The sequence below is a fragment of the Streptomyces sp. NPDC002092 genome (assembly GCF_053593775.1).
Map to the genome: position 1 here is coordinate 423468 of NZ_JBSFDG010000002.1, position 17560 is coordinate 441027.

16 protein-coding genes are annotated in these 17560 nt (G+C 71.3%); 7 read left to right on the top strand and 9 right to left on the bottom strand.

What is annotated here, in order from left to right:
* Positions 1-95: 95 nt before the first annotated feature.
* Positions 96-227, bottom strand: a complete 132-nt coding sequence (locus ACWCRD_RS06005; RefSeq protein WP_450964729.1) for a hypothetical protein — start codon at positions 225-227, stop codon at positions 96-98.
* Between the two features lie 57 nt (positions 228-284).
* Positions 285-1043: a DUF4232 domain-containing protein gene (locus tag ACWCRD_RS06010; RefSeq protein ID WP_450964730.1), complete on the bottom strand. Its 759-nt coding sequence runs from the start codon at positions 1041-1043 to the stop codon at positions 285-287.
* A 292-nt stretch (positions 1044-1335) separates the two neighbouring features.
* On the opposite strand from ACWCRD_RS06010, the gene ACWCRD_RS06015 reads away from it, so the two are divergent.
* Positions 1336-2538: a macrolide family glycosyltransferase gene (locus ACWCRD_RS06015; RefSeq protein ID WP_450964731.1), complete on the top strand. Its 1203-nt coding sequence runs from the start codon at positions 1336-1338 to the stop codon at positions 2536-2538.
* A gap of 179 nt (positions 2539-2717) precedes the next feature.
* Positions 2718-3902 carry a type III polyketide synthase gene (locus ACWCRD_RS06020; RefSeq protein WP_450964732.1) on the top strand — a complete coding sequence of 395 codons (1185 nt, stop codon included), beginning with the start codon at positions 2718-2720 and terminating at the stop codon, positions 3900-3902.
* A 16-nt stretch (positions 3903-3918) separates the two neighbouring features.
* Here the strand turns inward: ACWCRD_RS06020 and ACWCRD_RS06025 are convergent, their stop codons facing one another.
* The 3 genes from ACWCRD_RS06025 to ACWCRD_RS06035 form a co-directional block, all read right to left on the bottom strand.
* A complete protein-coding gene (locus tag ACWCRD_RS06025; protein ID WP_450964733.1) occupies positions 3919-6078 on the bottom strand; it encodes a SpoIIE family protein phosphatase in 2160 nt (719 codons plus the stop codon).
* A 323-nt stretch (positions 6079-6401) separates the two neighbouring features.
* Complete coding sequence (locus ACWCRD_RS06030; RefSeq protein WP_450964734.1) at positions 6402-7280, bottom strand: alpha/beta fold hydrolase; 879 nt, start codon at positions 7278-7280, stop codon at positions 6402-6404.
* A gap of 26 nt (positions 7281-7306) precedes the next feature.
* A complete protein-coding gene (locus ACWCRD_RS06035) occupies positions 7307-8008 on the bottom strand; it encodes an SDR family oxidoreductase (RefSeq protein WP_450964735.1) in 702 nt (233 codons plus the stop codon).
* A 133-nt stretch (positions 8009-8141) separates the two neighbouring features.
* On the opposite strand from ACWCRD_RS06035, the gene ACWCRD_RS06040 reads away from it, so the two are divergent.
* Both ACWCRD_RS06040 and ACWCRD_RS06045 read left to right on the top strand, forming a co-directional pair.
* Positions 8142-8711, top strand: coding sequence for a TetR/AcrR family transcriptional regulator (locus ACWCRD_RS06040; RefSeq protein WP_450964736.1), 570 nt, complete (start codon positions 8142-8144; stop codon positions 8709-8711).
* A 297-nt stretch (positions 8712-9008) separates the two neighbouring features.
* Positions 9009-9326, top strand: a complete 318-nt coding sequence (locus ACWCRD_RS06045) for a hypothetical protein (protein WP_450964737.1) — start codon at positions 9009-9011, stop codon at positions 9324-9326.
* A 75-nt stretch (positions 9327-9401) separates the two neighbouring features.
* On the opposite strand, the gene ACWCRD_RS06050 is transcribed toward ACWCRD_RS06045, so the two are convergent.
* Positions 9402-10205 carry a TrmB family transcriptional regulator gene (locus tag ACWCRD_RS06050; protein WP_450964738.1) on the bottom strand — a complete coding sequence of 268 codons (804 nt, stop codon included), beginning with the start codon at positions 10203-10205 and terminating at the stop codon, positions 9402-9404.
* A 259-nt stretch (positions 10206-10464) separates the two neighbouring features.
* Between ACWCRD_RS06050 and ACWCRD_RS06055 the strand changes: the two genes are divergently transcribed.
* On the top strand, positions 10465-11712 hold the full coding sequence (locus ACWCRD_RS06055) for a S53 family peptidase (RefSeq protein WP_450964739.1): 1248 nt from the start codon (positions 10465-10467) through the stop codon (positions 11710-11712).
* A gap of 54 nt (positions 11713-11766) precedes the next feature.
* Here the strand turns inward: ACWCRD_RS06055 and ACWCRD_RS06060 are convergent, their stop codons facing one another.
* Positions 11767-12513 carry a DUF4232 domain-containing protein gene (locus ACWCRD_RS06060; RefSeq protein WP_450964740.1) on the bottom strand — a complete coding sequence of 249 codons (747 nt, stop codon included), beginning with the start codon at positions 12511-12513 and terminating at the stop codon, positions 11767-11769.
* A gap of 195 nt (positions 12514-12708) precedes the next feature.
* On the opposite strand from ACWCRD_RS06060, the gene ACWCRD_RS06065 reads away from it, so the two are divergent.
* Positions 12709-14037 (top strand): helix-turn-helix domain-containing protein, encoded by a 1329-nt coding sequence (locus ACWCRD_RS06065; protein WP_450964741.1) that lies wholly within the window; start codon positions 12709-12711, stop codon positions 14035-14037.
* 192 nt (positions 14038-14229) lie between these two features.
* Entirely contained in the window at positions 14230-15582 is a 1353-nt protein-coding gene (locus tag ACWCRD_RS06070) for a S53 family peptidase (protein WP_450964742.1), read from the top strand.
* A gap of 71 nt (positions 15583-15653) precedes the next feature.
* Here ACWCRD_RS06070 and ACWCRD_RS06075 read toward each other — a convergent pair whose 3' ends face one another.
* On the bottom strand, positions 15654-16298 hold the full coding sequence (locus ACWCRD_RS06075) for a response regulator (RefSeq protein ID WP_389072487.1): 645 nt from the start codon (positions 16296-16298) through the stop codon (positions 15654-15656).
* On the bottom strand, positions 16286-17536 hold the full coding sequence (locus ACWCRD_RS06080; RefSeq protein WP_450964743.1) for a histidine kinase: 1251 nt from the start codon (positions 17534-17536) through the stop codon (positions 16286-16288). Before ACWCRD_RS06080 ends, ACWCRD_RS06075 begins: the two co-directional genes overlap by 13 nt.
* Between the last annotated feature and the right edge of the window lie 24 nt (positions 17537-17560).

A 17560-nucleotide genomic window follows, 5' to 3' on the forward strand; every position in this document is an offset into this window, starting at 1 on the left:
AGTCATGTGCGCGTGGGACCAGGGCGACCCCGCGGTGGCAGCCCTCGGACCCCGGACCCGACTGGTGCTCGCCGACGACGAGGTCTTCCCATCGACTAGACCGCGTGGCCGCGGCGGAGGACCCCCGCCTCCTTTGCCAGGCGGCTCGTGCTGCCCATGACGACGACCTGGAAGGCCGCGCCGAAGTAGGCGGTGACGAAGCGGGTGATCCTGCGGGTGCTGCGCATGGTGGTTGCCTGCCTTCCGGGTCGGTGGGATGCGGTTCGCCGAACGGGCCCCAGGTGTCACCAGCTGGTGGCGTCGCCCAGCTCCTGCTGCCAGTACGTGACCTTGATCGAGTCGTCGACGTAGACGCCCTTCGCGGGCAGCGGCGGGTGGGCGGCGGCGCCGACGCTTCCGCTCATGGAGCGAGGGGAGAAGTAGACCGCCAGGGACTTCGCGGTGTGGCCGCCCTCGCTGCTGCCGTCGGTGGCGGACAGGCTGATGGCCGCGTACCCGGACTGGCCCGGCTCGAGGGTGACGACCGCCTGCGGCTGCGAGTCCTTGATGACCGGCGGCACGGCCTGGGCGCCGGTGAAACGGACGGCCGGATAGCCGTAGAGGAAGCAGGTCCTGCTGCCGGTGTTGGTCACCGTGAGCAGCATGTGGTTCACGGGGCGGGTCAGCGGGGCCGCGACCGTCTTGGTGTTGGAGCCCTCGCAGGTGACCGGCGTGCCGGGCGCCTTCGACGCGGAGGTGCCGCCGGCGGACTTCGAACCGGTGGTGGACCCGGAGGTGGACTTGCCGCCGGAGGAGCCCGTCGTACCCGTGGAGCCGGTCGTGCCCGTGGAGCCGGTCGTACCCGTGGAGCCGGTCGTACCCGTGGAGTTGGAGGCCGTGCCCGACGAAGTCGCGCCGGACGAAGGGCTCGTGGAGGTGGTCGACGCCGCGCCCTCGTCGTGGGCGCCCGTTCCGTCGTTGCAGGCGGTCAGGGAGAGCGCGGCGAGAACGGCGGTTGCGGCGGCGGCCGCGAGACGGGTGCGGGAGGTACGGAGACCGGACATGTGGCTGTGCCCCTCAGGTGTTCGGGTGGTGGTGCTGATCGGATGACCGAAGCTTGCGAGGCGATCCGTCCCAACCGCCACGCCCAGCGGGCTGTTGGGGACACTGGAACGGTGAAACGCATCCTGACCTGGGAGAACACAGTCACCCTGGAACGGGCGAATGGGATGCGGGGGCTACCGGGAACGGGTGCGGGGGCCACAGTGCTTTTGCGGTTCGGGGTGAGGACTGCGTTGCTCGGGCGGGCTTCTCGGCGTTGCTGTGTCGTAGCCCTCTATCCAAGGAAGTCCGGACATGCCCCGTTCTGCTCATATCGCCATGGTCGGTACGCCTCTGGTCGGGCATGTGCTGCCCAGTCTGGAGATCATCCGTGAGCTTGTGGCGCGCGGTCATCGCGTGACCTATGCCAACGCCGGTCCCCTCGCCGAGCTGGTCGCCTCCACGGGCGCCGAGCCGATCGGCGTCATGTCCACCCTCCCGGCCGCCGGCCACGACTGGCCGCGGGATCCCATCGCATCCGCCTCCCGCTTCCTCGACGAGGCGATGAGCGTGCTGCCTCAGCTGCACGCCGTGTACGACGACGATCCCGCCGATCTCTATCTCTACGACGCCGGCGCGTACGCGGGCCGTGCGCTGGCCGAAGCACAGGGCCGCGGCGTCGTCCAGCTGGCCGCGGGGCATGTGGCCTGGGAGGGCGCCCAGGAGGAGATCGGCGCGGCGTACGACCGGCTGCCCGGAGGCCCCGCCTACCGGGCGCGGTTCGCCGACTGGCTGGCCCGGTGCGGTGCGGTGACCACGAACGTGGAGGAGTTCACCGGCCATCCGAAGCGGGTGCTGGCCATGATCCCGCGCGCCATGCAGCCGCTCGCGGAACGTGTCGACGCCGAGGCGGTGACGTTCGTCGGCCCGTGCTTCGGCGCCGAGCGGGAGCAGGACGGCTGGATGCGGCCGGCCGGGGCGAAGAAGGTGCTGCTGGTCTCGCTGGCCGGCTCGGCGTACCACGCGGCACGGGAGATCTACCACCAGTGCGCGGCCGCGTTCACGGATCTCCCGGGATGGCATGTGGTGCTGCAGACGGGCGGTGCCGACGATCTGGGCGAGCGGATTCCCCGTAACTTCGAAGTACGGCCGTGGGCCTCGCCGTTGACCGTTCTCGAGCAGGCGGACGTGTGGGTGACGCACACCGGGATGGACAGCAGCAGCCAGGGCCTGTGCAGCGGTGTGCCGATGATCGCGGTACCGAACGGCCCCGGCCAGTCCCTGTACGCCGACCGGCTCGTCGAACTGGGCGTCGCCCGCCGGGTCGACGCCGCCGACGTCACGGCGGCGGCGCTGCGTACCGCCCTGATGGAACTCATCGGCGATCCACAGGTCGCCGCGCGCTCGGCATGGCTGTGGTCCGAGGTCCGCGCCGAGGGCGGCACCCGCCGGGCCGCCGATCTGATCGAAGAGCAGGCAACTCCTCGCATGTGTGCGCCGTCTCACGCACACCAATAGCCATCCGAGTTGTCCAGATCACAGCGCAAATGCCCATTTGGCGTCCATGCTCGAAGCGGCTCAAGGAGCCCGAAGTGGAGCGCAGCGCCATTTATTTGGACACAACGTCTCTAAGTGGCCCATGACACAGCATTCGTGGCGTTCTACCTCTTCCCATCCCCCGTAGAGAGGTGCCCCTCATGGCCGCTTACCTGTGCCCGCCTGCCGTGATACACGGTGAGCACACCGTGCAGACCAGCCAGATCGTGGCGGAGGTGAGCGGTCGCCACCCGGACGCGGCGTGGGCGCCGCGCATCGACTCCATCGCGGCCAGTACGGGCATCGAATCCCGCGGCTGGATGCTGCCGTTGGAGGCCGCCGTCGCGCCCGGCAGCGGGGGCGGCCTGCCGGCTGCCGGCATCGGGCCGGCGCGTCAGGCGCTGGCCGGGGACGGGTTCACCGAGCAGGACGTGGACCGTGTGATCGCCGCCCTGGAGGCGATACCCGCGCCGCAGACCGTCCAGGAGCGCACCGCGCCGGCCTGGGCGGCCGTGCAGTCCTGCGGGGAGCGTGCGGCGCGCGGGGCCCTGCAGATCGCGGGCCTGGACACCACGGACGTCGACTGTCTGATCACCAGTCACTCCACCACCCCGGCGCTGCCGGGGCTGGACGTCTCCCTGGCCAACAAGCTCCCGCTCCGGGACGACGTGCTGCTGCTGCCGGCCACGCAGTGGGCCTGCATAGCCGGGACCCGTTCGCTGGCGCTGGCGGCGGATCTGGTGGCCGCGGACCCCGACCGGGTGGTCCTGGTGGTGATCGCGGAGGCGCTGAGCACGACGTACCAGCCCGCGGACGACACCCTGGAGTCCCTGATCGTCCGGCTGCTGTTCGCGGACACCGCGGTCGCCGCGGTGGTCACGGGCCGGCCTAGGCCCGAGTCGGCGCTGCGGCTGGACGCCTCCTGGAACCACACCCTGCCCGGCACCCAGGACCTGCACCGCCTGGAGACCCGGCAGGACGGCACCCACTTCGTGATGGACCGGCGCGGACCGCGCGCCGTGCAGGAGACGGTCACCGCGATGTGGGAGTGGCTGCGCCTGCGCTACCAAGACGACCCTGACTCCTGGCACCCCGACGTGCTGCTCGCGCACCCCGGCGGGACGCGCGTGCTGGAGTACATGGAGCAGACGATGCCCGACGGGTGGCCGTCGGGGCTGCTGGAGTACAGCCGGGACAGCTACACCAGCGGCAACCGCGGAGGCGCCGCCGTGTTCGACATCATGCGCAGGGCCTACGACGCGGGGCAGGAACCAGGCAGCCGTGCCGTCCTGTACGCGGCGGCCCCGGGCCTGACGGCCACCGCCCTGGAAGGCGAGTGGCTGTAGCCCCAGGAAGGCTCCGTCACTTCTCGACCGACGCCCAGACCACCTTGCCGGTGTCCGTCCAGCGCACGCCCCACCGGGTGGTGAGGCCGTGCACCACGTGCAGGCCTCGGCCGCCGTCGTCGAGGAGCCCGCCCCGGCCCAGCCGCGGCCGGCCGTTGCCGGTGTCGCCCACCTCGCACAGCAGCCCGTGGCCGGTCCTGATCAGCCGTACCGTGAGGGGCCCGCCGGCGAAGCGGACCGCGTTGGCGACCAGTTCGTCGACCACCAGCAGCACCTTGTCCTGGGTGTCGTCCCTGACACGCCACTGCCCGAGCAGCGCGGCGATCAGCGTTCGGGCCCGGGCGGCCGCGTCGCCGCGGGCCGGCAGCCGCCAGGTCGCGGTGTCCCCCTTGCGGTAGCCGATCATGCGCGCGAGCAGCAGCGTCACGTCGTCGCGCCGGTGCGCGGGCGCCAGCGCGGAGACCACGCGCCGGGCGGCCTCCTGCAGGGCGTCCCAGGGGTGCACCGTGGACACGGCGTCCGCCAGCCTGGTGATGCCCTCGTCGATCGACAGGGCGGGATCCTCCACCAGGCCGTCGGTGTAGAGGGCGAGCAGTGAGCCCGGGGGCGCGGCGAAGGCGTGCACCTCGTACGGCTCCCGCAGTGCGAACTCGGCGCCCAGCCCGGGGTGGGTTCGCACGGCCACCGGACCGGCGGGTCCGCCCGGGGGCATCAGAACCGGGGGGAGATGGCCGGCGCTGGCCAGGGCCACATGGTGGCTGACCGGGTCGTACACCGCGATGCAGCAGGTCGAGCCGAGGGCGCTGTAGCCGGCCGCCAGCCCGGACTCGGCGTCGTCCAGCAGTGACACGGTGTCGTCCAGGTGCTCCAGCACCTCGTCGGGTGCAAGGCCCGCGGACAGCAGCGCGCGGGCCTCCATGCTCAGCTGTCCCATGGTCGCGGCGGCTCCCAGGCCGTGCCCGACGACGTCACCCACCACCAGCGCGGTACGGCCGTCCGGCAGCGGAAAGCTGTTCACCCAGTCACCGCCGACGCCCGCGCTGTCGGGGGTGGCGGGCTGGTAGACGCTGGCGGTCTCGATGGTGTCGCCGCCGGACCGGGGCAGCAGCCGGCGCTGCAGCGCCAGCACCTGCGTGTGCTCGCGCTGGTGCTGACGGGCCAGGTCGACGTGGTGGGAGGTCCTGGCCACCAGCTCCTGGAGGTCGAACAGCTCGCTGTCCTCGAAGGGGCGGTCCGCCCGCCGCCAGACCTCCGCCACCCCCAGGACGACGGGCGGCGCGCCGTCCAGGACCAGCGGTATGCACGCCACGGCCGCCGCCTGGTCACCGGGCACCAGGGCACGGACCAGCCGCGGACTGCCGAGCACCCGCTCGATCGCTTCCCGGTCGGGTATGACGAGGGCCTGCGCGGCGTCGTCACGCAGTACCGCCTGGGCCAGCAGGCGGCTCGCATCGCCGGGAAGGTCGTCGCCCGGCGTCAGATAGCCGTCGGGCCAGGCCCGGTCCGGCACCAGGGCCGCCCGCCGCAGCCGGATGCGCTCCTGCGGCTGCCCCGTGACCACCTCGCCCGTCCATACGGCGAAGTCGAGGTCGATGGCGGTCACGTCTCCCCAGGCCAGCAGGGACTCCGCCAGCGACTGCGCGGTCTCGCCGACGTCCAGCGAGGTGCCGATCGCAGTCTCGGCGGCGTACAGGTGCAGCCTCCTTGCCATGGCGATCAGGGAGACGGTCAGGCCCTCCTGGGGCGCCGCCGCGGCCAGGATGCTCATCGAGACCACCAGCTCCGACCCGTCGCCGCGCCGCAGCCGCTGGACCCGGGCGACGTGCGGCTCACCGGTCTCCAGGACCTGCCGCAGCCGCCGGGTGACCGTCGGTACGTCCCAGGGCGGCAGCAGATCCACGAAAGGTTTCCCGGTCGCGGCCTCCACCCCCGCGAAGACGGGGGCGTCCAGATTGCAGCGGGTGATTCTCAGGTCCGGGTCCAGGCTGACCGCGCCGAGGATCTGCTCCGGGCGGCCGGGGGCCTGATCGGCGGCCGCGGTTGGGCGGGCGGCGCTGTCGTCCTGCTGATCGGCGGAACCGGCGGCCGCCGCTCCCTCGCCTGGCATGTACCGCCCCAAAGCGCCGCTGACCATGTCGAACGGCGACGCGGACGAAGGGGAGGGGGTGGAGTCCATGCGGCTCTCTCAGCTCGCTCGCCGGCCCCGGCACAGCGCCGGGGACGTATCAGAACCCGGGCGACAGGGCCCCGAGATTCCTGACCGCACAGCTCATTCAATAACACCCACGGCCGCTTCGCCCACACCAGCGGATCACACACCAGGGCGCCGATGCCACCCCCGACCGGCGCTCACCGGCAGCCCTCCCCTCTCTGCGCATCGGGCGCCGACGTCAGACGGCCGTGTCCAGTCCGCCTTGCCCGTGACATCGCCGTCCAGCGGATCACACACCAGGCGGTGACCCGGGACGCGGACCCGACCCCAGCCCGAAACGCCCGCGGTCACGCCGCCGCGTTCAGCAGGTCGGCCAGAACGTCGGGCCGTTCCAGGGCGATGAAGTGGCCGGCCCCCGGCACCTGCGTGAACTCGGCGGCCGGCAGCAGTTGCCGGTTGGCCTCCCGGTCCGAGGGCCGGGACCAGTCCTTCTCCCCGTAGACGAGGTGGACGGGCGCCTTGACCTCGGGATAGCGCGAGCGGGCCGCGATGAGGCTGGGCAGGGCCTGGTACACGGCCCGTGCGACGGCCGGGTAGCCGGGGCGGCCGCCCACCCGCAGGAGCTCGTCCACGTAGTCCGCCCGCAGTGCGGTCCTGTCGCCGAGGCCGCCCTGGAGGATCCGCCGGAAGGCAGGCCTGGGCTCAACCCCGGCGATCACCGGCCCCACTCCGGGGGCGAGGACCCCGCTGACGACCGCGCGGGCGAGGAGTCCGGACCGGGCGATTCCACCGCGGAAGTCGTACGTGTTCACCGCGACGACCCGCCGGACGCGCTCCGGGAGATCGGCCGCCGTGGTCAGGGCGAGCACCGCCCCCATGGACTCCCCGACCAACGTCACGTCACGGAGGCCGAGTCCGGTGACGAGCCGCTCGACGCCCGCGCGCATCGCCGGCTCGTCGTACGACGCGCCGGGCACGATCTCGGAGTAGCCCATCCCCGGCAGGTCGAGGGCGTACACGGTGTACCGCTCCGCGATCAGCGGGATGAGCAGGCGGAAGTGCTCGGCCTGCGTGCGCACGGTGTGCAGCAGGACCAGCGGGGCGCCGGTGCCCGCCTTGAGGTAGCGCAGGGTTCCCTCGCGGCCGTCGAGTCCTGCGCGCGGGGCGAGGGTGTGGCTGGTGGTCCCCGGGATGTGGATCGAGGGACGTGACTCCTGGGCGGGCATCTCACCGACTCCTTGTGGGAAGGGGCTTACTTCGCCAGCTGGGCGTACAGCCCCGCCAGGTCGCCGGCCAGACCCGCCTTGACCTGCCGCGAGATGTCGTCGGCGAGCACCTCGTACGCCCCCGTCTCGATGCCGTCGAGGGCGAGTGCGGCGACCTCACGGGGGTCGGACTTGGGTGCGTCGACATCCGCCGCGAGGTCCGTGTCCACGTAACCCACGTGCAGTCCGGTGACACCGATGCCACGCGGCTGCAGCTCCAGGCGCAGGGAGTTGGTCTGCGACCACAGGGCCGCCTTGGAGGCGCTGTAGGAGCCGCCGAGGGCCAGCCAGGAGAGCACGGAGTGCACGTTCAGGATGTGGCCGCCGCCGTTGCGCTCGATGACCGGCACGAAGGCCCGGGCGACGAGGAGCGGGCCGTAGAAGTTGGTCTCGAACTCCCGGCGTACGTCGTCGACCGGGGAGCCGAGGAAGGACGCGCCGACCGCGGCCCCGGCGTTGTTGATCAGCACGGTGACGTCCTGGGCCTGCTCGGCGGCCGCCGCCACGGAGGCCGGGTCGGTGACCTCCAGCGCCACCGGGACGGCGTCGGGGTGCGTCACGCCGCGCGGATCACGTGCCGTGGCGTAGACCTTGCCGGCACCACGCGCGTACAGCTCTTCCACCAGCGCCTTGCCTATGCCACGGCTGCCGCCGGTGACGAAGACGTGTGCGCCCTTCAATGCGGTCATGAGTGCCTCCGGAGAATGCGAAACCGATCAGTTTCCACCACGGTAAACCGATCGGTTTCCAAGCGCAAGCCCGGCAGCACCCCGGGGAAACCGATCAGTTTTCTTTCGCTGGGAATCGAGTTAACCTCGCAGCATGACCACCGAGGCGAAGCCGAGCCCCCGAGAGCGGCTGCTGGACGCGGCGGCCACGCTCACCTACCGGGAAGGTGTCGGTATCGGCGTGGACGCCCTGTGCAAGGCGGCAGGGGTGTCGAAGCGCTCCATGTACCAGCTGTTCGAGAGCAAGGACGAACTGCTGGCGGCGAGCCTTGAGCAGCGCGCGGCCGCCTACGTGGCGACGCTCCTGCCCCCGGCGGACGACGACCGCCCGCCCCGGGAGCGGATCCTGCACGTCTTCGAGCAGGTGGAGTCGGAGTCGGACGCGCCCGAGTTCCGGGGCTGCCGGTATCTGGCCGTCCAGATCGAGCTCAAGGACCAGAGCCACCCCGCGAGCCGGGTCGCCCACCGGGTCAAGGAGAACCTGACCGGCTTCTTCCGCGCCGAGGCCGAGCGGGGCGGGGCGGGCGATCCCGGTCTGCTGGCCCGGCAGCTCAGCCTGGTCTTCGACGGCGCCAGCGCCCGCGCGGGCATCGGGGCGGACACACTGCCGGGGCTCGTCGCGCCCACGGTGACCACCCTGCTCGACGCGGCGGGCATGCGCTGACGCTACGTTGCGCGCCTGTCGGCCCGCGTGCGGGGAAGCGGTGACGCCGCCGAGCGCGTACCCCCGCTGGGCGCGGGCCGGAACCAGTACGACGTGCTGACCTCGCCCGGGGACGTCAGCGCTGACGGCCGTCCCGCCCAGCCTCCGGCGACTGCACCCCGGAAAGAATTCTCCGGTTTCACGTAATCGCCCACACCCCACCGAAGTCTCCCTGGACGAACCCCCGACCGGGCCCCGAACCCACAGGAGGCACACGTCCATGAACCCGGAGTTCCTCAGGACCGGGAGGCGCAGCTCGTGAGCACCCACCGCCTCGACGTCCCCCAGCTCCACCGGCGTCTCGACGAACGGCGCCGCGAACTCGGCCTCACCTGGCGCGGTGTGGCACAGCAGACGCGGCTCGCTCCGGCCACGTTCAGCCGCCTCACCAACGGCTGTTCGCTCGAAGCCGACGCGCTCGTCACCCTCTTGGTCTGGCTCGACCTCGACACCGGCATCGCGTCCTTGATCGAACCCGGCGGCACACCGCTTCCCTGCCCGGACTGCGGACGGGCCTTCCAGCCCAAGCGCGACGGCAGCATGCGCGCCCACCCCTGCCGGAAGACCGCCGGCTGACGGCGGCAACCCGCCACTGCCGGGCAGCGGGCCGTACGGGACCCCGTCCACCGGATCCGAAACGCTCCGAAGTGATCACGGCCGGGGTGCGGCCTCGTTCCACACGGTGTGGAAAGCGAGCCGCAGACAGGCCGCGAGGGCCGGGTGTTCGATGAAGAGGGTGGTGGTGGAGCCGGCGCCGGCCACCGGGTCGGGCATGTCGCACAGGACGAAGGAGGCGTCGGCTATGACGAGTTTCAGCGGCAGTTCGGGGGCGAATCGCGCCTCCTCCCCCGCGGCGGCGAAGCGCCGTACGTGCTCCACCGTCTCGGGGTCGTCCAGGGCGTCGTCGAGGTAGATCGCCCGGACCGTGCCGCCGGAGCTCCGGAGCCGGCGGACCACCGTGATGCCCTCGGTGTTGTCCGCGGGCGCGACGAACGGCGGTTTGCAGAAGGTGAGAAGTTCGCGCTGCGCCTGCCGCTGGATGTCGGCGAAGCGCTCGGCGATCGCCTTCGGGTCGCGCAGGATCTCGATGTAGTCCAGCGGATCGGTGTGCTCCCGCCCCTGGGACCACAGCGGCTGCAGCACACCGGCCAGCCCCTGCGAGACCCGCTCCAGACGGTCCACGGACTCGCGTTGCCGCGCCATCAGCCGGGCGAGGGCCAACTCGGGCGTGACGGCGGAGTACGTGGCCACGCGGCCGGGGTGAGAGGTGGCCAACTGCCGTCGTACCAGCGCGTCCAGCACGTCGTAGACGCGCTGGCGCGGCACGTCGGCCTCCCGGGCCACCTCGGCGGCCGTGTAGGAACCACGCCTGACGAGTGCCAGGTAGACCCGTGCCTCGTACCGGGCCAGGCCCAGTGACATCAGGTCGTTGATGGTTCCGTCCTCAAGCTCCATGGCTGCACAAGGTACCTGTCCCGGCAGTGCAGTTGGGGACCAAGGTTTTACCAATCCGCTCTGTTCTCTTCGGCAAACTGTCAATAACCTCATGGGCAGCCACCACTGACCGGGGTGGCAACCAACAGAATGCCCGGAACACGGCTCCACTCGGCACACCCCCAACGGAAACTGCTTGTCATGCACGTGACATAAGCCATGGCTCAGCGCTTCCGGCCGCCGACACGGAGCCCCCCATCCCCCCACGGAGGGCAGTTCATTGAGTTCTCACCGCAGAAGGAACCTGATACGCCGCGGCGCGCCCGCACTGCTGTCGGCAGCGGCTCTGATCACCGGCGGTCTGGCCGTCGCCTCGCAGTCCTCGGCCTTCGCGGACACGGCCACCGCGGCGCCCGCCGCCGCCACGGTGCACACGCACCGGCTCTGTTCGCAGCCGAGCAAGCCGGGCTACATGGCGTGCCAGGCGGAGGTCCGCACCGACCTCAAGACGCAGAAGTCCCTCGGCCGCCAGGACACCCCGAAGGGCTTCGGACCGGCCGATCTGCAGGCCGCGTACAACCTGCCCAAGGACGGCGGCAAGGGCGCCACGGTCGCGATCGTCGACGCGAACGACGACCCGAACGCCGAGAAGGACCTCGCGGCCTACCGCTCCCAGTACGGCCTGCCGGAGTGCAGCACCGGCAACGGCTGCTTCAAGAAGATCGACCAGGACGGCGGCACCAACTACCCGGCGCCGGACGCCGGTTGGGCCGGTGAGATCTCCCTCGACGTCGACATGGTCAGCGCGGCCTGCCCGCAGTGCCACATCCTGCTCGTCGAGGCCAAGTCCGCCAACATGGACGACCTCGGCGCGGCCGTGAACCAGGCCGTCAAGCAGGGCGCCAAGTACGTCTCCAACAGCTACGGCGGCAGCGAGGAGGCCGCGGACACCGCCTCGGACGACCAGTACTTCAAGCACCCCGGCGTGGCCATCACCGTCAGCTCCGGTGACAGCGGCTACGGCACCGAGTACCCGGCCGCCTCGCAGTACGTCACCGCGGTCGGCGGCACCTCTCTCAAGAAGGACAACAGCACCCGCGGCTGGTCCGAGTCCGTGTGGGGCACCTCCGCCGGCGGCAACGGGGCGGGCTCGGGCTGCTCGCAGTTCGACGCCAAGCCGTCCTGGCAGAAGGACAGCGGCTGCGCCAAGCGGGCCGTCGCCGACGTCGCGGCCGTCGCCGACCCGGCCACCGGACTCGCCGTCTACGACACCTACCAGGCCGGCGGCTGGAACGTGTACGGAGGCACCAGCGCCTCCGCGCCGTTCATCGCCGGCGTGTACGCCCTCGCGGGCACTCCCGGCAATGACGTTCCGGCCGCGTACCCCTACGCCCACCCGGACCAGCTGAACGACGTCACCGACGGCGCCAACGGCTCCTGCAGCGACTACCTGTGCAAGGCGGGCAAGGGCTACGACGGCCCGACGGGCCTCGGTACCCCGAACGGAGTCGCGGCCTTCACCAAGTAATACGCGCGACGAAGGGCCCAGGTCGGTGACCTGGGCTCTTCTGCCGTTACGGCCTCACCAGTCGACGGCGTCGTCCATCGACTGCTGCCAGTAGCCGACCTTGAGCGAGTCGTCGATGTAGACGCCCTTCGCGGGCAGCGCCGGGTGCGCGGCCGTGCCGACGCTCCCGCTCATGGAGCGGCCGAAGAAGTGGACGGCGAGGGACTTCACCGTGCGGCCGTCGGTGCCGCTGCCGTCGGTGGCGGACAGGGCCACCGACGCGTAACCGGACTCGCCGGGCCGGAGGGTGACGACCGCCTGCGGCTTCGACGCCTCGATGACGGGGGGCACGGCCTGGGCGTCGGTGAACTGGACGGCCGGGTAGCCGTAGAGGTAGCAGGTCCTGCTGCCGGTGTTGGTCACCGTGAGCAGCATGTGGTTCACGGGCCGCGTCAACGGGGCCGCGACCGTGCGGGTGTTGGACCCCTCGCAGGTGACCGGCCTGCCGGAGGGGGCGGGCACCTTCGGGGCGGGTGTGCGCACGGTCCGCTTCGAACCGGCGGTGGTCGAACCGGAACCGGTGGAACCGGCGGAGCTCGTGGAGACCGTCGGGGCCGCCGCACTCGCCGAACCGGTGGGATGCGTGGAAGCGACGGAGCCGGCCGGAACCACATCCGACGAAGAGTTCGTGGAGGTGCTCGTCGCGGCGCCCTCGTTCCTGGCGCCCGTCCCGTCACCGCAGGCGGTCAGGGAGAGCGCGGCGAGAACCACGGTGGCGGCGGCGCCGACGAAACGGGTGCGGGAAGTGCGGAAGTCGAACATGTGACTGTGCCCCTTCGGAGTTAGGTGGCGGTGGTGATTGGATGACGGAAGCTTGTGAGGTGATCCGTCCCAACGGCCACGCCCGGCGGGCAGTTGGGGACGCCGGAACGCCGAAACGCGTTCTGACCAGGGGGAACGCAGTGCTCCTGGAACGCGCGACTGGAACACGGGGGACACGGAGGGGTGGGGAAACAGGTGTCGGAGGCGAGCGGGGCCGCGGAGACCGAGGCGTTCGCGCGGCTGTTGCGGGAGCTCAAGGACCGCTCGGGGCTGAGTTACGGGACGCTGGCCAAGCGGCTGCACATGAGTACGTCGACGCTGCACCGCTACTGCAACGGCAGCGCGGTGCCGGTCGAGTACGCGCCGGTGGAGCGCCTGGCGAGGGTCTGCCGGGCGACGCCGCAGGAGCTGGTGGAGCTGCACCGGCGCTGGATCCTGGCGGACGCGGCACGAGGACGCAGGGCGGAACAGACAGAAGCCGTCGAGACGGTGGAACCCGGCCCGGCGGCATCGCACGAGCCCGACCGTCGCGAGAGCGGGCGGGAGGGCGAGAGCGAGGGCGGGACCGACGACGTCGACGAGCCGGTGGTCGTCGACGCACCGCGCGCGCTCACGCCACCCGTCCGTCCACGTCATCGCCGTGCCGTCCTGGTGGCGTCCGCCGCCGCGGCCACCGTGCTGGGGGTCGTCGCGCTCACCGTGCAGCCGGGCTTCGGCGGCGGGAACAACACGGCGGACCGGCAGGAGGTCGGCGCGGGCGCCACGACCAGCGGCGCGGCGGACACCGGGACGCCGTCGGCCATCTCGTCCCCGAGTGCGAAGGGCCGCCAGCCGTCCGCGTCGGCCACCGCCTCCGCCACCGGGTCCCAGGCGGCCGGGTCCGGCAAGGGCCCCGACCAGTCCACCGGCGGCAGCGACACCGCCGCCACCGTCCCGCTCACCGTCGGAACCCGCCCCTACGTCTACGACAGCCCGTGCAGCCAGCACTTCCTCGTGGACAGCGAACCCGCACAGGTGGGCCCGCCGGCGAGCGAGGAAACCGCCACGCGCTGGGCCGCCGCGTACGGGGCGGTGTCCTCGGGCGAGCAGGAGGTCGCCCTCACGGTGCAGGGCACCGGCGCTCAGACCGTCGTCCTGGAGGCGCTGCACGTCCGCATCCTCAGCAAGGACGCGCCGCTCGCCTGGAACGACTACTCGATGGGCGTCGGCTGCGGCGGAGGCGTCGACACCAAGTCGTTCGACGTCGACCTCGACAACGGCAGCCCCACGGTCACCGTCAAGGGCGGCCAGCGCGACTTCCCGTACAAGGTCAGCGAGTCCGACCCGGAGGTCTTCTACGTCGTCGCCCACACCAAGGCCCACGACGTCCGCTGGGACCTCACCCTGGACTGGTCCAGCGGCAGCCGCCGCGGCACCGTCCACATCGACAACTCCGGCACCGCGTTCCGCACCAGCGCCGACGCGGGCCGCCCGGGTTACGACTACCCGCTGGGCACCAACGAGTGGATCAAACGGGAGAGCTGACCGTCAATCGGGAAAGTTGACGGTCAATCGGGAGGTAAAGGGTTCGGCATCGTCGCTTCAACGGTCTTGAACTGTGCATGACTCATTCGATGGGATGCGCGAAGACCATCTCGGAATCACCCCGTGAGACCGAGCCCTTCGCGAACCCGCTTCGCGAATCCACTTCGTGATACTCCGAATCCAGGGGGATTCATGCACATAGCCCGTATCGGGCTGGGCGCCGCGGCTGCCACGTCCGTCGCCGCCCTCGCGGTCACCGCACTGGGGACCGCCGCACCCGCCGCCGTACCGCACACCCTGGCGGTACCGGCCGTCGCCGGGCACACCCTGGTCCACGGCGTGAGCAGCCCGCTGACCAGCGAGCAGTGCCAGGCCAAGTGGCACATCAACTGCTACACCCCGCTGCAGTACCGCAAGGCGTACGACCTGAACGCCCTCTACCGCAAGGGCGTCACCGGCAAGGGCCGCACCATCGTCATCGTCGACTCGTACGGTTCGCCGACCGTCCAGCACGACCTCGACGTCTACAGCCACCAGTTCGGTCTGCCCAGCACCAAGGTGAAGGTGGTCAAGTGGGGCCACGTCCCCGCCTTCGACCCCAAGAACTCCGACATGACCGGCTGGGCCGGCGAGACCACCCTCGACGTCGAGATGGCGCACGCGGTCGCGCCCGACGCGAAGATCGTCGTGGTGGAGACGGCGGTCGCCGAGACCGAGGGCACCACCGGTCTGCCGGAGATGATGGACGCCGAGAAGCACCTGATCGACCAGGGCGTCGGCGATGTCATCAGCCAGAGCTTCGGCGCCACGGAGAACACCTTCCCCGGCTTCGACCGGGGCGACTTCTCCAGCATCAAGAAGCTGCGGTACGCCTTCCAGGACGCGAACCGCAAGAAGGTGACCGTGCTGGCGGCCTCCGGTGACGGCGGCGCGACCGACAACATGGCGGACGGCAAGACGTACTACAAGAAGCGCGTCAACTCCTGGCCCTCCTCGGACCCGCTGGTCACCTCGATCGGCGGCACCCAGCTGCACCTGGACGACAAGGGCGACCGCGTCAAGCCGGACAGCGTCTACAACGACTACGGCTCCGGCGGTGGCGGCCAGTCCCACGTGTTCACCCGCCCCTCCTTCCAGGACGGCGTGAAGAGCAAGGTCGGCACCCGCCGCGGCACCCCGGACATCTCGATGACCGCGGCCGTCAACGGCGGCGCCTGGGTCTACTCCAGCTACGACCCGACCGCCGTCGGCTGGGACGTCAGCGGCGGCACCAGCGAGGCCACCCCGCTCTTCTCGGGCATCGTCGCCCTCGCCGACCAGGCGGCCGGCCACCGGGTGGGCAACATCCAGCAGGCGCTGTACCGCCTCTACGCCCACAACGCCAAGGCCAACGGCATCGTCGACGTCAACGACGGCACCGACAACAGCTACCAGGGCGTGACCGGCTACAAGGCCGTCAACGGCTACGACATGGCCACCGGCGTCGGCACCGTGGACGCCCTCAAGTTCGTCCCGGCCCTCGCCAAGGCGAGCAGCCGCGGCTGACACCTCTTGCACGACATGGACGGCCCGGGTTCCGCACCCGGGCCGTTCGCGTTGCCGGTCCGCTCCGGCACTCACGCCACCCCGAGAAAGTGCAGCACCGCAAGGACCCGGCGGTGGTCCGCGTCGGCCTTCGGCAGGTCGAGTTTGGCGAAGATGCTGTTGATGTGCTTGGCCACCGCGCTCTCGCTGACGACGAGTTGCTCGGCGATGCCCGCGTTGGAGCGGCCGCCCGCCATCAGTTCCAGGACCTCGCGTTCCCGGGGCGTGAGGCGGTCCAGCGGGTCGCTGTGGCGGCGTACCAGCAGCTGGGAGACCACCTGCGGATCGAGGGCGGTGCCGCCCGCGGCCACCCGGCGCAGGGTGGCCGCGAACTCCTCGACGTCCGCGACCCGTTGCTTCAGCAGATAACCGATGCCGGAGGTGTTGGCGGAGAGCAGATCGGTGGCGTACCGCTCCTCGACGTACTGGGACAGGAGCAGCACGGCGGTCTTCGGCCACTGGCGTTTGACGACCAGAGCTGCCCGTACGCCCTCGTCCGTGAAGCCGGGTGGCATGCGCACGTCCACCACCGCGATGTCCGGCCGGTGCTCCTCCACCGCCGCCAACAGCGCCTCGGCATCGCCCACTTCGGCCACCACCTCGAAACCGGCCATCTCCAGGACCCTGACCACGCCGATCCGGAGCAGTACGGAATCCTCGGCGATCACGGCACGCACGGCAGCTCCACGGTGATGACGGTCGGCCCCCCGGCGGGGCTGTCGACCGACAGCGTGCCATCGACGGAGGCGACCCGCTTGGCCAGCCCCGAAAGACCGGTCCCACCGCCGAGTCGGGCGCCGCCCACACCGTCGTCCCGGATGACCACGAGCAGGGTCGCCCCGGCGCGCACCACCGTGACCTCCGCTTCGGACGCCTCCGCGTGCTTCACCACGTTGGTCAGCGCTTCGGACACGACGAAGTAGGCCACGGACTCGACCGTCGGGGACAGCCGCGCCGTCAGCTCCACCGTCACCCGGACCGGGACCGGCACCCGGGCGGCGAGACCGGAGAGCGCGGCATCGAGGCCGCGGTCCTCCAGGACCGCCGGATGCAGGCCCCGTACCAGACTGCTCAGTTCCTCGATCGCCTCCTTCGCCTCCCGGTGCGCCTCGTCGATCACGCGGCGGACGTCCTCGGGAAGGTCGCCGAAGGTGGCCTTGGCGATACCGAGGTTCACGGCCAGGGAGACCAGCCGCTGCTGGGCGCCGTCGTGGAGGTCCCGTTCGATGCGCCGCCGTTCGGCGTCGACGACGTCCACGAGACCCGCCCGGCTCTCGGTCAGCACCTCGACCCGGCGGGCCAGTTGCTCGGCCCGGCTCGGTCCGAGCAGGTCGGTCGCCACGCGGGTGTCCAGCCGGGTGAGGGCGCCGGACAGCCAGGCCGCCAGGTCGAGGACGGCGATTCCGGCAACCGTGACGTAGGCCGCCCAGGTCGAAGACCCGAGGTGCTGGAGGCGCCACTCCAGTGGTACGGCCCAGATCCACACGTAGGTGAAGGCGGCGGCGACCGCGGCGGCCCAGGTCAGCAGCACGAGGAGCGCCCCGAGGGACAGCAGCGGCCCGTACAGCCAGTGGTACAAGAGCTGCCGCCGCCCCACCGGGGACCGCAGCCATTCGGACAGCCGCGGCCGCCGTCCGCCATGGGGCGAAGGGATGTCCACGCCGAGCCGGGTGCGGAAGCGGGCGTGCTGCGCCCGGGTCAGCAGCGGCTCCATCAGCACGGCGGCGGCGAGCCCCGCGGCCAACGCGAGCAGGACCGCCCCCGTCGACATCGCATTGAAGACGATCAACGGCAGAGCCATGACGATCAGAACGCCGAACTGGATCAGCAGACCCGTGGCGAGGAAGGCGACCTGGCGTTGGGTCCCTCGGAACGGCCGCAGGAGCAGCCCCTGCAGACGGGTGACGGTGCGCATTGGCGAAACGCTACGGGCCCAGGT

Coding starts and splice junctions, on each gene's coding strand:
- ACWCRD_RS06020 (WP_450964732.1), top strand. CDS start 2,718: ATGGCCGCTTACCTGTGCCCGCCTGCCGTGATACACGGTGAGCACACC.
- ACWCRD_RS06050 (WP_450964738.1), bottom strand. CDS start 10,205: ATGGAGCTTGAGGACGGAACCATCAACGACCTGATGTCACTGGGCCTG.
- ACWCRD_RS06080 (WP_450964743.1), bottom strand. CDS start 17,536: ATGCGCACCGTCACCCGTCTGCAGGGGCTGCTCCTGCGGCCGTTCCGA.
- ACWCRD_RS06035 (WP_450964735.1), bottom strand. CDS start 8,008: ATGACCGCATTGAAGGGCGCACACGTCTTCGTCACCGGCGGCAGCCGT.
- ACWCRD_RS06025 (WP_450964733.1), bottom strand. CDS start 6,078: ATGGACTCCACCCCCTCCCCTTCGTCCGCGTCGCCGTTCGACATGGTC.
- ACWCRD_RS06005 (WP_450964729.1), bottom strand. CDS start 227: ATGCGCAGCACCCGCAGGATCACCCGCTTCGTCACCGCCTACTTCGGC.
- ACWCRD_RS06030 (WP_450964734.1), bottom strand. CDS start 7,280: ATGCCCGCCCAGGAGTCACGTCCCTCGATCCACATCCCGGGGACCACC.
- ACWCRD_RS06070 (WP_450964742.1), top strand. CDS start 14,230: ATGCACATAGCCCGTATCGGGCTGGGCGCCGCGGCTGCCACGTCCGTC.
- ACWCRD_RS06015 (WP_450964731.1), top strand. CDS start 1,336: ATGCCCCGTTCTGCTCATATCGCCATGGTCGGTACGCCTCTGGTCGGG.
- ACWCRD_RS06060 (WP_450964740.1), bottom strand. CDS start 12,513: ATGTTCGACTTCCGCACTTCCCGCACCCGTTTCGTCGGCGCCGCCGCC.
- ACWCRD_RS06040 (WP_450964736.1), top strand. CDS start 8,142: ATGACCACCGAGGCGAAGCCGAGCCCCCGAGAGCGGCTGCTGGACGCG.
- ACWCRD_RS06010 (WP_450964730.1), bottom strand. CDS start 1,043: ATGTCCGGTCTCCGTACCTCCCGCACCCGTCTCGCGGCCGCCGCCGCA.